Origin of the sequence: Protofrankia coriariae (assembly GCF_001017755.1) — a bacterium.
Lineage (GTDB): Bacteria > Actinomycetota > Actinomycetes > Frankiales > Frankiaceae > Protofrankia > Protofrankia coriariae.
Genome location: NZ_JWIO01000019.1, coordinates 41,565 through 56,898, shown reverse-complemented (window position 1 = coordinate 56,898; position 15,334 = coordinate 41,565). Strand labels below are relative to the sequence as shown.

Here is a 15,334-nt window from a genome sequence, read left to right as displayed (position 1 = left end):
CGGGCCGGACCGGCCCAGCCGGCCGGACCGGCCCAGAGCGACGGTCACGTAGCGCGGATCCCCTCCACGACCGCCCGTACAGGCCATGATCGCCGCGATTTTGTTGTTGTGTACGTTTTTTGGCCGCATCAGCGTACACAACGACAAACTCGCGCCGATCTTCTTCGGTGGTCGGCGTCCATCGAAGTGCGCCACCGCTCGTGGGGATACTTAGGGTCACCCAATCGGCGCTCTAGGCGACCGTAGCGGCCCGGCGGGGCAGACCGGCAGCGGGTGTCCGCCACAGCCAGCAGGTCCGGGACAACGGCTGCGCGTCCGGCGATGAGCGTCACGGCCGCGATTGTGTCGTATCTGGACTGCCGTTGCGTTCCGGGGCCGGCTGCCTCCCCAGCGTGGGGCCGGCGGGGCCGGCGGTCTTGGTCACAGCCCACTGGGTGACCGGCAGCATCGGCCGCCAACCGGTGAAACCGCCGACCGGCTCGGCGCGGGCCACCGCCAGCCGGACGAGGTCGCCGCCGTGGCTGGCGTGCCAGCCGGCCAGCACCGCCTCCGACTCGACGGTGACCGCGTTGGCCACCAGCCGGCCGCCCGGCGGGAGCGCGGCCCAGCACCGCTCGAGCACACCGGGAGTCGTGATCCCACCGCCGACGAACACGGCGGACGGCGTGGGCAGCCCGGCGAGCGCCGCGGGGGCGGGGGAGCCGGCGACCCGCAGGCCGGGGGTGCCCAGCGCGTCCGCGTTGCGCAGGATCCGCGCGGCCCGGTCCGCCCGGGGCTCCACGGCGATCGCCCGGCAGGCCGGGTGCGTGCGCATCCACTCGATCGCGATGCTGCCGGAGCCCGCGCCCACGTCCCACAGCAGTTCGCCGGGGGCCGGACCGAGCCGGGCGAGCGTGACCGCCCGCACCTCCCGCTTGGTGAGCTGGCCGTCGTGCTCGAACACGTTGTCGGGCAGGCCCGCCGTCCGCGGCAGATGCCCGGCGTCGGGCCCGGGCTCGCACTCGACAGCGACCAGGTTCAGATCGGCCACCACGTTCGGACCGGTCGTCGTGCCCAGACCGGTCGTCGCGTCCGGGTCGGCCAGCGTGCCCAGGCCGGTCGCCGCGTTCGGGCCGGCCACTGCGCCCAGGTCGGCCAGCGCGTTCGGATCGGCCAGCGCGGCGGTCGGCTCGCCGTCGTGCCGCTCGCCGCCGTGCCAACCGCCGTCGCACCAGGACGCGGCCGTGCCGGTGCGGCACCGTTCGTCATCCGCGCCGAGGTTCTCCAGGACGGTGAACGAGCTGCCGCCGTAGCCGCGGCCCACCAGCAGGCCGGCGAGCGCCGTCGGGCTGTGGCCGTCCGCGCACAGCACGATCAGCCGGCGTCCGGGCTGCACGGCCGGGTGCACGGCGCTGAGCGGACGCCCGACCAGGCTCACCACGTCGACGGCGTCCATCGCCCAGCCGAGCCGGGCGCAGGCGAGCGAGACCGAGGACGGATGGGGCAGCACCCGCACCCACCGCGCGCCGAGCAGCCGCACCAGCGTCGTGCCCAGGCCGAAGAACATCGGGTCGCCGCTGGCCAGGCAGCACACACGGGCGCCGGCGTGCTCGGCGAGCAGCCCCGGCAGCGCCGGCACCAACGGCGTGGGCCACTCGACCCGCCGGCCGCCCACGTCGGCGGGTACCAGCGCCAACTGCCGCCGGCTGCCCATCAGCACCTGCCCGGCCCGCAGCGCCTCCCGAGCCGCCTCGGTGAGCCCACCCCACCCGTCGGCCCCCACCCCTACCACGACCACCAGTGGTCGATCATCGGGACACACGGTCACTGGATCTTTCGCTGCCTTCCTGGCCGCTTCGGCCGATCGTTTCGCCGGATACCACCGCCGCCCGCCACACCACGGCCAGTGCCTGAGTGCCGCCGCGAACATCGTGAACGGAACGTGCTGGTTCGATGGTCGTCGGCGGATCCGGGCCAGTGTCAGCTCCGGATACTGGGATTCTGGGGCCAGGGCGGGACGCCGGCCATCAGGGGTTTCGCTGGATGGCGATGGCAATCGTCCGGTGGCGGCGGAGGATGTCGTCGAGGCCGGGGTGGACGGGGGCGCCGTTCTCCACGACGGTCCTGCCTGCGACGACGGTGTGCCGGGCGGCTACCGGGCCGCAGCGCAACCACGCTTCCACCGGGTCGGACAGGGCGCCGGCGAAGGCGATCCCGTCCAGCGGCCAGACGACCAGGTCACCGGCCGCGCCGACGGACAGCTCGCCGAGCTCGCCGGTGCGGCCGAGGCAGGCCGCGCCGCCGCGGGTGGCGATCTCCAACGTGTCCCGGGCGGACATCGCGGACGCCCCGCCGCGCAGCCGTCCCAGCAGCATCGCCGTACGCGCCTCCAGCCACAGTGAGGCGCTGTCCGCGGACGACGAGCCGTCGCAGCCGAGCCCGACCGGCACACCGGCGGCCCGCAGCCGCGCGACCGGCGCCAGCCCGCCTCCGAGGATCATGTTGCTGCTCGGGCAGTGGGCGACCCCGGTGCCCCAGGCCCCGAGCTGGGCCACCTCGGCGGCATTCGGGTGGATGCAGTGGGCGACCCAGGCGCGGTCACCGCCCCAGCCGAGGTCGCGGAAGTGCTCGACCGGGCGCCGGCCGTAGGTCGCCAGGCAGTAGTCGTCCTCCTGAGGGTCCTCGGCGAGATGGGTGTGCAGCCGCACGTCCAGCTTCTCGGCGAGCTCGGCGGTGGCCCGCATCAGCTCGGGGCTGACGGAGAACGGCGAGCAGGGCGCCAGCGCGATCCGCACCATCGCGCCGTGGGCGGGGTCGTGGTGGGCGGCGACGAGGGCCGCCGAGTCCGCGAGGATGTCGTCGGGATCCTGCACGACTGAATCCGGCGGCAGCCCACCGTCCTTCACCGACAGTGACATCGATCCGCGGGTGGGGTGGAAGCGCATCCCGAGCTCGCGGGCGGCGGCTATCTCGGCCGCGATCAGGTCCCCGGCGCCGCGCGGATGGACGTACAGGTGGTCGGTGGTGGTCGTGCAGCCGCCCAGCGCGAGCTCTGTCAGGCCGACGTGGGCGGAGACGTACACCGCCTCCTCGTCCAGGCGCGCCCACAGCGGGTAGAGCGTCCGCAGCCAGGCGAACAGCGAACCGGACACCGCCGGCGCATACGACCGGGTGAGGTTCTGGAAGATGTGATGGTGGGTGTTCACCAGGCCCGGGGTGACCAGGCAGCCGGTCGCCGCCAGCGTGCGCCGGGCCGGCGGGGGCGGGTCGCCGGCCNCGGGGGCGGGTCGCCGGCCGCCCCGACCGCGCTGACCAGGCCGTCGGTCACCGCCACCCAGCCGCCGGGCAGCTCCCGGCGGCGGTCGTCCATGGTCGCCACCAGTTCGGCGCCGCGGACGAGCAGGTCGACCGGCCGCGGGCCGGGGGCCGGGACAGGCACGGTCATGGGCCGATTCTGCCGCGCCGACGCCGCCCGACGGTTTCACCGCGGCGTCGGCACGGTGTCGTCCGCCGTGGCACCGCCGCGACGGACGCGGGCGGCCCGCCATGACAGCCCGCCGTGGCAGCCCGCCGTGGCAGCTCGCCGCGACGGATGCGGGCCGTCCGCGGTGACGGATATGACCGTCGTGTCGGGTATGGCCGCCGCGTGCGTCGTCCCGGGTGCCGCGGATGTCACGGATGCCCCGGGAGTGGGATGGACCCGTGCGTCCCGCGGAACGCACGGGTCGGTCGGACGCACGGGCCGGCGGGGAGCTGAGGCCGGGATGATGGGAGCGGGTTGGACGTCATAGAGATCGACGATCCGGCGGACGAGCGGGTCCGTGACTACGTGGGGCTGACCGACGTGGCCCTGCGCCGGCGGCGGGAACCGGCCGAGGGCCTGTTCATCGCCGAGGGCGAGATGGTCATCGAACGGGCCCGGCGGGCCGGTTACCATCCGCGATCGCTGCTGGTGGGGCCGGCGAAGGTCGCGACCGTCCCGGCCGATCTGGAGCCGGGCGTCCCGGTCTACCTCGCCGGCCCGGACGTACTCGCCACGATCACCGGGTTTCAGGTGCACCGCGGGGCGCTCGCGTCGATGTGCCGCCGCCCGCCGACCCCGGCGGCGGACGTGCTGGCCACGGCGCGGCGGGTGCTGGTCTGCGAGGACATCGTCAGCCACACCAACCTGGGCGCGATCTTCCGCTCGGCGGCCGGGCTCGGGATGGACGCCGTCCTGCTGAGCCCGTCGTGCGCCGACCCGCTGTACCGGCGGTCGGTGCGGGTGTCGATGGGGGAGGTGTTCGCCGTCCCGTACGCCCGTCTCGACCCGTGGCCGGCGGCGTTGTCCCTGCTGGTGGACGGTGGCTTCACGCTGGTCGCGCTCACGCCGTCGGCCACCGCCATGCCGCTGGACGAGCTCGCGGTGAGCTCGCACGACCGGCTGGCCCTGCTGCTCGGCTCAGAGGGCCCGGGGCTGACCCGGGACGCCCTGGGCGCGGCCACCGTCCGGGTGCGGATCCCGATGGCGCACGGCGTGGACTCCCTCAACGTCGCCGCCACCGCGGCGATCGCCTGCTACGTGCTGGGCCGCGCGGTCACCGGGCGCGCGGGCAGTTCGGTAACCGCGTGACCGCGTCCCTGGCGACCGGCCGGGCGCTCCTGGGGAGCCTCGCGGTTGTCGGGGGCGCAGGGACCGGGACGCGCGGGCGCGGGACGGGCGAGGGGGCGGGCACGGGGTGCCCCGCAGCCAGCCCCGTGGTCACGGGCGTTTCGCGTGCGGGTCGTGGCCGGGCAGGCCGGGGGTTTCGCCGGCGGCGGCACGCCGATGGTGGGCGAGGGCGGCGAACACCTCAAGGGCGACCCGGTGGGCGTTGTTGACGGTGCTGTCGGCATGGTCGTAGGGGGGTGCGACCTCCACGATGTCCGCGGCGACCAGCGGGGTGTCCAGGGCGATCCGCCGGACGGCGCGCAGCAGGTCCACGGGGGTCATCCCGCCGGGTTCCGGCGTCCCGGTGCCGGGTGCGAAGCCGGGGTCGAGCACGTCGATGTCCACGGACAGGTACAGCGCCCGGCAGCCGTCCAGAGCCTGGGCGATCGCGTCGGTGACGACCGCGTGTGAGCCGCGTTCCCAGACCTCGTCCATCAGGTGCCAGCGCATGTCCTGCTTGCGCATCCAGTCGAAGACGTCCGGTGGCGGCCAGTAGCCGCGCAGCCCCACCTGGACGAAGTTGCGCCCGCGTACCGCCCCGGACTCGATCAGCCGGCGCATCGGCGTCCCGTGCGAGGCGAGGTTGCCGTCGATGATGTCCGCGGTGTCGGCGTGCGCGTCGAAGTGCAGCAGGCCGAGCTCCCCCCAGCCGACCGCTTCGGCGACCCCGGACGCCGCCGGCCAGGTGATGGAGTGGTCACCGCCGATGATCACAGGGATGATCCCGAGGCCGGCCACACCGCCGACCTTCGCGCGGATGTTGCGATGTGACGCCTCGGTCTGCCCGATCGGGCAACGGGCGTCCCCGGCGTCCACCACGTCCAGCCAGTCGAAGATCTCGACGCCGAGGTCGAGATGGTAGGTGCCGGGCTCGTAGGCGAGCGCGCGCAGGGCCCGCGGGCCGAAGCGGGCGCCCGGCCGGTGCGTGGTCCCGATGTCGAACGGCGCGCCGATCACCGCGACGTCCGGGCGGCGGGCCGCGAGATCGTCGAGCGTCGGCATCCACGGGCGGTGGCAGAACGTCGCCAGGCCCTCGTATCCGGGCGTGTCGTCCGCGGGAACCGGCGCCTGGGACGCCGGTTCCGCCGAGGCTGGTGCCTGGGGCGCTGGCGCATGGGATGCCGACATCGGGGGAACCGGCCCGGTGTGGGGGTGGTCGTCATGTTCCCGTACCCGGGCGCCGCCGGTGCCTGCGCCGTGCCGGGCGAGCGGGTCGATCGGACCCGTCATCGCTCCTCCTCGCCCAGGGGGTTCCTGTCAGTGATGTAACTCAAGGTATTTATAGTCTTACTAATTGTACGCCTATTCTGTCGCGACGATGTCTTCGGATATTCTCCCCCAAGAGGTGTCAAAGGACATAGTCGGGGCAAAAGCCTATGTCGATCTCTCCGGTTCGGCGTGTCGTGCCACGGTGGGGCTCCGGGTTGCCGCGGTCGTCGCGCGCCGCGGACCGTTCCGGGAGCACTTCGGCGTCACTCCGAAGTTGCTTTGAGGTCACCTTTGAGCTCACCTTTGGGGTCACTCCGTGGTGCGGATGTGGACGGCATCCTCCTCCGGCGCGCCTGCCGGCCTGGCCCCGTCGCGGCCGCGGGCGCGGCCCCCGACAGGCCCGCGTACGACAAGTTCGGCCGTTGTCACCGTCCGTACGCCCTCGTCGTCGGTGAGCAGGGTCGGCGCGTCGTCCGGCTCTCCGTCGCCGTCAAGGGCGGTCGGCCGCTCGACGGCGTCCTCGGCCGAGGAGTAGCCGCCGGCCGAGGAGTAGACGTCGAACTCCAGGACCTCACCGGACTCCAGTCGGGCCGCCTCGTCGTACGGATCCGGCTCGGGCTGTTCCTGGGCGAGCAGCGAGTCCAGCGACTCGCCGGCACGTTGCTCCTGGGCGGTCGTGCCGAAGCGTTCACCCGGGCCGAAGCGGTCCGGCGGATCCCAGCCGTCATCAAGCGGGTCGAAACCGCGGTCGGTCGAGCCCAGGCCGTCGCTGTCGAGGCTTTCGGACTGTTCAAGCGGGCTTCCGTGCGTGTGGACGTAGCCGCTGTCGGGATAGCCTTTGTCGGGATAGCCGTTGTCCAGGTAGCCACTGTCCAGGTAGCCGTTGTCTGCGCTGTTGTCTGCGCTGTTGTCACCCTCCGGGATCGGCTGCGTCATCGCTGCATCCTCCTGACCGGATCAGAGCTCTCGGGGTCTCGCCGGCCGATCCCCGATCGCAAAGGACGGGCCATGGCGGCCGGTCTTGTCCGTCAAGGCCATTCCCCTGACGGCCTGGGGCTAACGTCCGCCAGCCGCCCGCGGCCATGTCCACCAGCCGCCCCGCGGCCAATGTCCACCGGCCGCCCCGCGGCCAATGTCCATCGCCGCACCGAGGCCAGCACCCACTGTCGTTTCGCGGCCGATATCCGCTGCCGTCCCGCGGCCAGCGCCCACCGCTGGCCGGCGGAGTCCCGGTCGGCCGCGTCGTCACCGGTTTCGCGTCGGTCGCCTGCTGGAAGCGCCGGACACACTACGGTCGGACGACGGACGGTGAGGTGGAGCCACCCTGTTTGCAACCCCACCGTCGATGGCGTATAGCGTTCATGTTCGTGTCTACTGTTGCGGACCGCATTCTTGAGCGGCTGGCAAAGGCTCCGACCGGCCTGGATGATGGACAGTTGGCGGAAGCGCTCCAGGTGCGCCGCCAGACCGTGAACCAGGTCTGTCGGCGCCTGTCGGACAAGGGCCGTCTGCACCGTGCACCGGGCCCGAACGGCCGCATCGTCAACCGCCTGCTGCCGCAGCACGACGCCTACCCCAAATCTGTCCCGGCGCAGCCGGACGACGCATCCGCCCCGGCACAGCCGGACGACCAGGCCCGGCCGGGCTCCCAGGAGAGTGAACCGGCCGCGTCCGGCTCCGGGCCCGACGAGCGTCCGGATGCCGGTCCGGTCGCGCTCACGGAACCGGCACCGCCGTGGGACGAGGAACCAGAGGACGCGGAACCGGAGGACGAGGAAGGGGTAGCCGCCCGGACGCCGGTCTCCGTCAGCGACGGAGCCACGCCTGCCGAGGAAGCCAGCCCGGTCGAGGCGGCCGAGCCAGCCACGGCGGTCACGGCACCGGTTGCCGAGGAGCCTGCGTCCGCCGACACGCGGCCCGCCGTCGAGGAGGCCACGGCGGACGGGACGGCCACGGTCACTCCGGTCGCGCAGGTGGCTGAGGTCGTGGAGGCGGACCAGGTCGTGGAGGATGCCGGCGTGTCCGCCGAGGCTCCCGAACCCGTCGCGGCCACCCCGCCCGTGGCCGCCGACGACCAGGAGCCGTCCGAGGCCGTGCCGGCGTCCGTTCCGGAGACAACCGGTGGGAAAGACGCCGACGCCGACGCATCCGGGAGCCGGGCGCCTGCCGCCGCGGCCCCTGCCGCTGCGGCCCCTGGCGGCACGGCATCCGGCGGCACGGCATCCGGCGGCGCGGCATCCGGCGGCGAAGCCCCGGGCGACGTGACCCCGGGCGACGCGGTGCCGGATGCCGATGCGGTGCCGGTTGCCGCGGCCGCCAGGGACGCCCCGGAGCCTGCCGAGGGTGGTCCGGACGAGACCGCGGGAGAGCGGGACACCCAGGTGCCGCAGCCGGTCCCTTCGGCCTCGCGCCGGCGATGGTGGCGCCGATTTCTGTGACACGCCAGGGCCGTTGATCCGGGGAGCCGGCCGGGTGGACGGCCCCGGTGGTGACGGCGCGGATCCGCTGTCCGGGCACGTCTCCCGGATGGACGTTTCCCAACGTTGCGTCGACGGCCGGGAAACGCTGTGACCTCCTGTCGGCAGCACGACGCGCGGGGGCCCAGCTGGCGCAATAGCGTCTTGGGTAACCAACGATCCCGGGGAGAGCATGCCTATGCGAGCGAGGTTGCTCGTCATCATTGCCGCGCTGTCCGCGCTCGTGCTTTCGGCCTGCGGAAGCAGGGTGGAGGAATCGAGCGCACCGCCGAGCGGTCCCACTCAGGGCAACACCGGGGCCAACACCGGGGCCAACACGGCGTCGGATACCGGGGTGACCGCGAACGACGTCAAAGTTGGTGTGATCGTCGGTCTGACCAGCCCGCTGGGGTCGGAGACCTTCTCCACCTCCCTGTACGGCGCGAAGGCCTACTTCGACGCGCTCAACGCCGCCGGCGGTGTGAACGGCCGCAAGGTCACGCTCGTTCAGTGTGACGACCACGGCAGCGGGCCCGACAACACAGCCTGTGCGCGCAAGCTCGTCGACGACGAGAAGGTCTTCGCGCTGGCCGGGGTGTCGGCGTTCGACTACGCCGGGGCACAGTACCTGAACTCCAAGGGTGTGCCGGATGTCGGCGGCCAGCCGACCAGCAGCGCCTACGACCAGTACCCGCACCTGTATTCGATCTACGGTAGTTACTATCCGCGTGACGGCAGGCAGCCCGGCTACGACGGGAACCTCTACGCCGGCACCGAGAACTACCGGTGGCTCAAGGAGAACCTGAGCACCAGGGTCGCGGGCGTGGTCTATTACAACGTCGCGCCGTCCCAGCGTTACGCGCAGTCGGTTGCCGACGGCCTGCGCAGGGAGGGCTACACGGTCGTCGAAAAAGAGATCAACTACTTTGCCCCGAACTTCGACGCGGCCGTGCTGGACCTGAAGGCCCGCGGGGTCGATGTGATCTTCGATGCGATGGAGGACAACGGCAACCTGGCCCTGTGCAAGTCGATGCAGGCCCAGGGGCTGACGGTCAAGGCGAAGATGACCACGTCGCAGGGGTGGACCGACACCTTCGGCCAGGCCTTCGCGGACACCCCCAACTGCCGTGACGTCACCTACGCGACCAGCTCGACCCGCAACTACAACGACACGAACTACCCGGCGGTGGCCAGGTTCCGGGCGGACATGGCGAAATACCAGCCCGCGCGCGAGGGCAAACTGAGCATCTGGACCCTCGAGGGCTACGCGTCCGCCCAGTGGCTCACCGACGCGATCAGATCGTGCGGCGCGAACGTCACCCGGGTGTGCGTCGAACAGTTCCTGAACCGCCCGCAGGACTATGACGGTGACGGTCTACTCACCCCGCGCAACTTCACCAAGATCGCGACCCCCCCGGAGACCGACCGGAACTGCATCAACGTCGCCCGCTGGGAGAGCTCGGCGAACGGCGGCAAGGGGGGTTGGGTGACCCAGGTCAGGGACATGAACACCAACTGCTTCACCGTCCCGAACCTGCCCTACCCGGCCGAGTGAGAACCCGGGAAAGACCTGTGTGAGCCCTGTGCCCGGCCCCGGTGAGCGTGACCGCCGGGGCCGGGGGAGGGGCTCAGACCGGCTCGGCGGAGACGGCCGGGTGCAGCTCCGCGGGATCCCCGACGAACGAGCACTCGCCCCGGTGCAGGACGTAGACGATGTCGGCGAGGCCAAGAGCGTCGTTGGTGTACTGGTCGGCGAGAACCACCGTCGTCCCGCCGAGCGCGACCGTCGCCAGCCAGGTGAACAGCTCACCGGCGACCTTGGGTGACAGGCCGAGGGAGAGCTCGTCGACCAGCAGCACCCTGGGCCGGGCCAGCAGGGCACGGGCCAGGGCGAGCATGCGCCGCTCGCCGCCGGAGAGCGTCCCGGCCCGTTGACCGAGCCGCTCGTGCAGCCGGGGGAAGGCCTCCAGCGCCGGGGAGATGTCCCGTTGCCCGATCGCCTCCACCACCACCTGCAGGTTCTCCCGCACGGTGAGGGTGGCGAACACCGCGCGTTCGTCCGGGACGAACATCAGGCCCGAGCGGGCCCGCTCCAGGGCCGACATTCTGGTGATCGTCCTGCCCTGCCAGGTCAGGGAGCCCGACCGCAGCGGTAACACGCCGGCGAGCACCCGCAACGTGGTGCTCTTGCCCGCGCCGTTGACCCCGAGCAGCGCGGTGACCTTCCCCGCGGGGACCGTCAGGTCGAGCCCGTGCAGGACCTCGATGGTCCCGTAACCGGCGCGTGCGCCGGTCAGTGCCAGTTCAACGCTCATGCCAGCGGCCCCTGCGCGAGATAGACAGCCCGTACGGTCGGATCCTCGCGGACGGCAGCCGGTGTCCCCTCGGCGACGATACGCCCGCCCACCATCGCGTACACCTGGTCGGTGACGGAGAAGACCAGTTCGACGTCGTGATCCACCAGCAGGATGCCGACCCCCTCACCGGCGACCCGCCGCAGCAGCCCGGAGAGCCGTTCGGTCTCCTGCCCGTCCAGCCCGCTGGCCGGCTCGTCGAGCAGCAGGACGTCGGGCCGGGTGCACAGGGCGCGCGCGAGCTCGACCAGGCGCAGCGCCCCGGTCGGCAGCGTTCCCGTGGTCGTGTCGGCGATGCCGGTGAGGTTGAGGGACTCCAGGGTGCGGGTCATCACCCGCCGGGTGCGGGTACTGCCGTGTGGCGTGCGCCCCAGCAGCCCGCCGATGTAGTCGCGGCGCCTGTTCTCGGCGCCCACCAGCAGGTTGTCCATGACCGTCATGCTGGTGAACAGCGACGGCACCTGGAAGGTCTGGACGAGCCCGTGGCGGGCGCGGACGTCCGGGTGCATCCGGGTGATGTTGCGGCCGCCGAGGAAGACCTTGCCGCTGTCGGGCTTCTCCACCCCGGTGAGCAGGCTGAACAGCGTCGACTTGCCGGCCCCGTTCGGCCCGATCAGCCCGGTGACCTTGCCGGGCGCGACGGTGATGTCGACGTTGTCGACCGCGGTGAGCCCCCCGTAGCGGCGCGCCAGTCCGCGGCCGGTGAGTTCCGCGCGGCTCACTGCGTCCCCCCGCTCACTGTGTCCTCCCGGAGGTGTGTAGGACCTGCCGTACCCGGGCGAGCAGCGCCTCCCCGAAGGGCGTCAGGACGGGGGATCCGCCGTCACCGGCCGGCTGCCGGTATGCCGCGGGCGAGACGGACGTCGCGGCAGCCGCCCGTGCGGCGCCCGCGCCCGTTCCCGCGAGCCCGGCCCGGCCCGGTTCGGTCAGGTCCTCGACGATCCGGTGACCGAGGCGGGTCACCAGATGGCGGACGGCGGAGGCGAGACCGCCGGGCAGCCAGCCCAGGCTCAGCGCCAGGATGCCCACGGCCAGGGTGGCCGAGCCGGCCGGCGCGAGGGTGTCGATGGTGACGATGAAGCCGGCCGCGACCACCGCGCCCGCGGCGCTGTCGGCGCCGAACACGACGACCGCGGTGAACCAGAGGAGGCTGTTCAGCGGGGAGAAGGCGTCCGCGTCGAACGAGGCGTAGCTGAGCATCAGCAGGGCGCCACCCAGCCCGGCCACGGCGGCGGAGACGGTGAAGGACAGCAGCTTGAGGTTGCGCACGTCCACGCCCACCGCCGCCGCGCCCTCCGGGTGGTCACGCACGGCCAGCAGCGCCCGGCCGAGACGTCCTTCGTGCAGGTTGCGCACGACGAGCAGGCCGAGCCCCAGACAGAGCAGCTCCACCACATAGAACCAGCGGTCGGACAGCGTGTGCCCGGCGACGGACAGCGGCGCGACGTGCAGCCCCGAGACGAACGTCTGCTGCTGGAAGACGAAGCGGGACATCACCGCCCCGACCGCGAACGTGGTGAGGGCGAGCGCCAGTCCGCGCCGCCGGATGGCGGGGTACCCGGTGAGCAGGCCCACCGGGGCGACCAGCAGCGCGCCGACCAGCGGGGCGGCAAGGGCCGGCAGCGCGGGCAGCCCGAACAGGTCGCCGTCGGCGAGCTTGGCGGACAGCAGCGCGCCGAGTCCGGCGTAGCCGGCGACGCCAAGGGAGATCTGCCCGCTGTAACCGGTGACGATCACCAGGGACAGGAAGATCAGGGCGAGCGCCGGCACGATGAACGCGTCGCGCAGGTTGATGGGCGCGAAGGTGAGCGGGGCCGCCAGCAGCACGGCGCCGGCGAGCTTGCCGAGGACGTCCCGGCGCTGCTCGGTGAGGCTCGCCCGGTACGTCTGCGGCGCGCCGCGGCTGGAGAACCGGCCGGTGGAGCCCGCGTCCCCACCGAGCTCGCGCAGCCGGGGGAGGACCAGCAGCAGCACCAGCAGCGCGGCCACGAACAGGTTGGACTGCACGGCCAGATACAGGGCGCTGAACTCGCCCGTCACCTGGAACTGGCTCAGCTCGCTCTGCAGGATGCCGATGGCCAGGGCGGTGAGCACCGCGCCCGGCAGGCTGGCCAGCCGGGCGGCCACGACCACCGCGAACGTCTCCAGCACCAGCAGGGTGAGTCCGTACGGGGTGAGCTGCAGGCGGGGCGCGAGCAGGATGCCGGTGAAGCCGGCGAGAATGGTGCCGACGGCCCAGCCGGCCGCGGCCACCCTGTCGGCCGGGATGGCGGACAGCTCGGCGAGCCGGCGGTCGTCGACGACGGCCCGGACCTGCCGGCCGAAACGGGTACGGGTCGTGATCAGGCCGAGGGTCACGCACACGGCGACGACCAGAGCCAGCTCGGCGAGCGCGTCGACACCGATGCGGCTGCCCCCGGGCAGCCCGACCGTCCGTTCCGGGAACAGGCTCGGCGCGTCGTTACGGGACCCCAGACCCCAGATCCCGGCGGTCATCCCGACGGTGAGCACGAGCACGCCAAGGCTCGCCACCAGCGACTCGGCCGCGGACGCGCGCCGGCGGGCCAGCGGGCGGAAGACGAACCGTTCGAGTACGATGCCGATCAGCGGTGAGACGACCGCGAGGGAGAGCAGCGCCGCGACCGGGAGCGGCAGCTGCCAGTCGACGACCATCGCGCGGAAGACGTAGGCCACCAGGGCCGCGATGCCACCCTGGGCGATGTTGAGGACACCGTTGGTCCGGTAGGTCACCAGCAGGCCGATACCGGAGAGCGCGGCGATCGCTCCGATGGAGACCCCGGCGAATGCCAGATCGATGCTTCTCATCCGGCCCACCCCCAGGGCGCGGCAGCGACACGGTCATGCTGTTTCCGGCCCGCCGCCGGCCCGGGGAGCACGGCAGGTCCGCGCCCGACGCGGCAGGCTCGTCTCACGCGGCGATCTTTGGTTCGCAGATCGTGCAGGGTGTCAGGCCGCGGGCGGCGATCTGGGTGGAGTCCACCGGCTGCGCGGGCTTGCTGGCGATCATTTCGCAGGTGCGGCGGTGGTAGGTCCGGCCGGCGGGCACGGCGAACAGGCCGCCGTCGTCCTGGCCGGCGGCCGCCTGATCCGTCACCGTCGTGACGGCGGGCGCCGGCACGGAGGCCGCGGCGACGATCAGCGTGTGCAACTCCTCGACCTGGCGGTCGAGCCGTCCCCGTCCCTTGGCGGCGGCGTCGATCTGGTCGGCTACCAGCAACGCGCTGCCGAGGAAGACGAGCGCGAGCCCGCCGAGCCCACCGGAGACGAAGTAGGGGAGCTGACGGCCGGGGTCGGTCTCCGCGGACACACCGAGATAACAGCCGAACAGCAGAACACCGCCGGTGACCGCTATGAGCCAGCCGCGTACAGCACGTAGTATGCCGACGACTACTCGAGGTGTCGGCCGGGGGTGCTGACCACCCGCAGGCTGTGTGTCCACCCTGTGTCTCTCCCCCAAAGGCGCTGCGGCTGTGGCGACTGCCCGACAGACGTCAGCTGCGGCGACTGCCCGACAGGTGTCGGCTGTGGCGACCGCCCGACAGATGTCGGTTCCGGCGCGGACGACCTGCCCCGATCAGCGTAGGTCAGCTTAGTGCCCAGCATGAATGCCTGCTGCGTCGACTGTGCCGGGGGTGCCTGCGATGGCTGGCTGCTGGTTCGTGGTTCGTGTGGCTCGTGATGCGTGGCCGCCTTGTGCGGGCCCTCGTGCGGGCATCCGCACCCGGGCGTGGGGCCTTTCACCGGTCAGATGGATGGTCGCCGGTCAGATGGATGGTCGGTGGATGACGTCACGGGGCCGCCCATCCGGATGACCGGGTGTCACCGCGGTGATGTCCGGGTACGGATGAACGGAGTCAGACAGGTCGTCGTTGCTGAGGCGGGGCAAGTGTGAGCATGGCAGGACTTCTCATGGCACATCCGTGAATGCTACCGATGTCGTCAATGTCATAGTCCTGCCCGATCTGTTGCCAATGGGTGAACTCGCAGCGTTCCGCCCACAGCCGCCGGCCGACCCGGTTGCGGCGGTCCTCGACATCCAGCGGCCCGAGCACCCCGCCCAGCGCCGCCTGCAGGTGGGCCCAGTCGTGCGCGGCGTCCCAGGTCGCGAACGATCCCAGATGCTCCCCGTCGTAGTCGTAGACATGATATGGACGATCCACGGGCGTCTCCTTCACTGATCTGGATGCCTCCGGGCGCGCCGAAGGCCGTGTTCCCGTGTCTTTCGTGTCCCCGTGTTTTTCGTGTGCGCATCCAGGCCCGCGAGGTTACGTTATGTCCAGATTCGAGAGAACCATCGGTCTCGTCCAAGGACGACGGGTCATAGCCGCAAGGACGACAGGTCCGTGGCCGGCGCCGGACGTTGGTGGCCAGCGGACTGTGTCGCTCGAGCTTCGACACGAAGCCGCGACGTTGAAGCTCCGAACCGGGCGCTGGAGGGGCCGCCATGGCCCTACCGCAGGTCCATGATGCCCGTCCATGGTGCCGTGGGACCCCGGAACGCGGCAACCCACCCCGCGAGTTGCTATAAGTAGCGATGTAATGATGTATTTGTCACCATGAGTCCGTCCGGCTGAGTCTGGCTGAGGCAGGGATGCCGAGGGACCGGAGTCGGGGGGCAGCGGATG

The 15,334-nt window shown here is 72.1% G+C and carries 12 protein-coding genes; 3 read left to right on the top strand and 9 right to left on the bottom strand.

Annotated features, from left to right (window positions below; genetic code table 11):
- Positions 1 to 328: 328 nt before the first annotated feature.
- Together cbiE and FrCorBMG51_RS13460 are read right to left on the bottom strand one after the other, a co-directional pair.
- Entirely contained in the window at positions 329 to 1,762 is a 1,434-nt protein-coding gene (gene cbiE, locus FrCorBMG51_RS13465) for a precorrin-6y C5,15-methyltransferase (decarboxylating) subunit CbiE (protein ID WP_235433556.1), read from the bottom strand.
- Positions 1,763 to 2,006: 244 nt separating this feature from the next.
- The gene (locus FrCorBMG51_RS13460; RefSeq protein ID WP_476742159.1) at positions 2,007 to 3,527 is read right to left on the bottom strand and encodes an 8-oxoguanine deaminase; all 1,521 of its coding nucleotides are present in this window, start codon (positions 3,525 to 3,527) and stop codon (positions 2,007 to 2,009) included.
- 230 nt (positions 3,528 to 3,757) lie between these two features.
- Between FrCorBMG51_RS13460 and FrCorBMG51_RS13455 the strand changes: the two genes are divergently transcribed.
- Positions 3,758 to 4,591, top strand: coding sequence for a TrmH family RNA methyltransferase (locus FrCorBMG51_RS13455; protein ID WP_047223413.1), 834 nt, complete (start codon positions 3,758 to 3,760; stop codon positions 4,589 to 4,591).
- A gap of 129 nt (positions 4,592 to 4,720) precedes the next feature.
- Here FrCorBMG51_RS13455 and speB read toward each other — a convergent pair whose 3' ends face one another.
- Positions 4,721 to 5,899: an agmatinase gene (speB, locus tag FrCorBMG51_RS13450; RefSeq protein ID WP_086055442.1), complete on the bottom strand. Its 1,179-nt coding sequence runs from the start codon at positions 5,897 to 5,899 to the stop codon at positions 4,721 to 4,723.
- A 288-nt stretch (positions 5,900 to 6,187) separates the two neighbouring features.
- Positions 6,188 to 6,814, bottom strand: a complete 627-nt coding sequence (locus FrCorBMG51_RS29655) for a hypothetical protein (protein WP_052914651.1) — start codon at positions 6,812 to 6,814, stop codon at positions 6,188 to 6,190.
- 431 nt (positions 6,815 to 7,245) lie between these two features.
- Between FrCorBMG51_RS29655 and FrCorBMG51_RS13440 the strand changes: the two genes are divergently transcribed.
- Positions 7,246 to 8,316: a hypothetical protein gene (locus FrCorBMG51_RS13440; RefSeq protein ID WP_139342319.1), complete on the top strand. Its 1,071-nt coding sequence runs from the start codon at positions 7,246 to 7,248 to the stop codon at positions 8,314 to 8,316.
- A gap of 217 nt (positions 8,317 to 8,533) precedes the next feature.
- Entirely contained in the window at positions 8,534 to 9,889 is a 1,356-nt protein-coding gene (locus FrCorBMG51_RS13435) for an ABC transporter substrate-binding protein (RefSeq protein ID WP_047223411.1), read from the top strand.
- Positions 9,890 to 9,962: 73 nt separating this feature from the next.
- Here the strand turns inward: FrCorBMG51_RS13435 and FrCorBMG51_RS13430 are convergent, their stop codons facing one another.
- From FrCorBMG51_RS13430 to FrCorBMG51_RS31265, 5 genes are all read right to left on the bottom strand, one after another.
- Positions 9,963 to 10,649: an ABC transporter ATP-binding protein gene (locus FrCorBMG51_RS13430; RefSeq protein ID WP_047223410.1), complete on the bottom strand. Its 687-nt coding sequence runs from the start codon at positions 10,647 to 10,649 to the stop codon at positions 9,963 to 9,965.
- Positions 10,646 to 11,410, bottom strand: coding sequence for an ABC transporter ATP-binding protein (locus FrCorBMG51_RS13425; protein ID WP_047223409.1), 765 nt, complete (start codon positions 11,408 to 11,410; stop codon positions 10,646 to 10,648). The genes FrCorBMG51_RS13430 and FrCorBMG51_RS13425 overlap by 4 nt, the downstream gene beginning before the upstream one ends.
- Positions 11,411 to 11,423: 13 nt before the next feature.
- Positions 11,424 to 13,514 carry an ABC transporter permease gene (locus FrCorBMG51_RS13420; RefSeq protein WP_047223408.1) on the bottom strand — a complete coding sequence of 697 codons (2,091 nt, stop codon included), beginning with the start codon at positions 13,512 to 13,514 and terminating at the stop codon, positions 11,424 to 11,426.
- 103 nt (positions 13,515 to 13,617) lie between these two features.
- Positions 13,618 to 14,148, bottom strand: coding sequence for a hypothetical protein (locus FrCorBMG51_RS13415; protein ID WP_052914650.1), 531 nt, complete (start codon positions 14,146 to 14,148; stop codon positions 13,618 to 13,620).
- A 415-nt stretch (positions 14,149 to 14,563) separates the two neighbouring features.
- Positions 14,564 to 14,869, bottom strand: a complete 306-nt coding sequence (locus FrCorBMG51_RS31265) for a hypothetical protein (protein ID WP_235433555.1) — start codon at positions 14,867 to 14,869, stop codon at positions 14,564 to 14,566.
- Between the last annotated feature and the right edge of the window lie 465 nt (positions 14,870 to 15,334).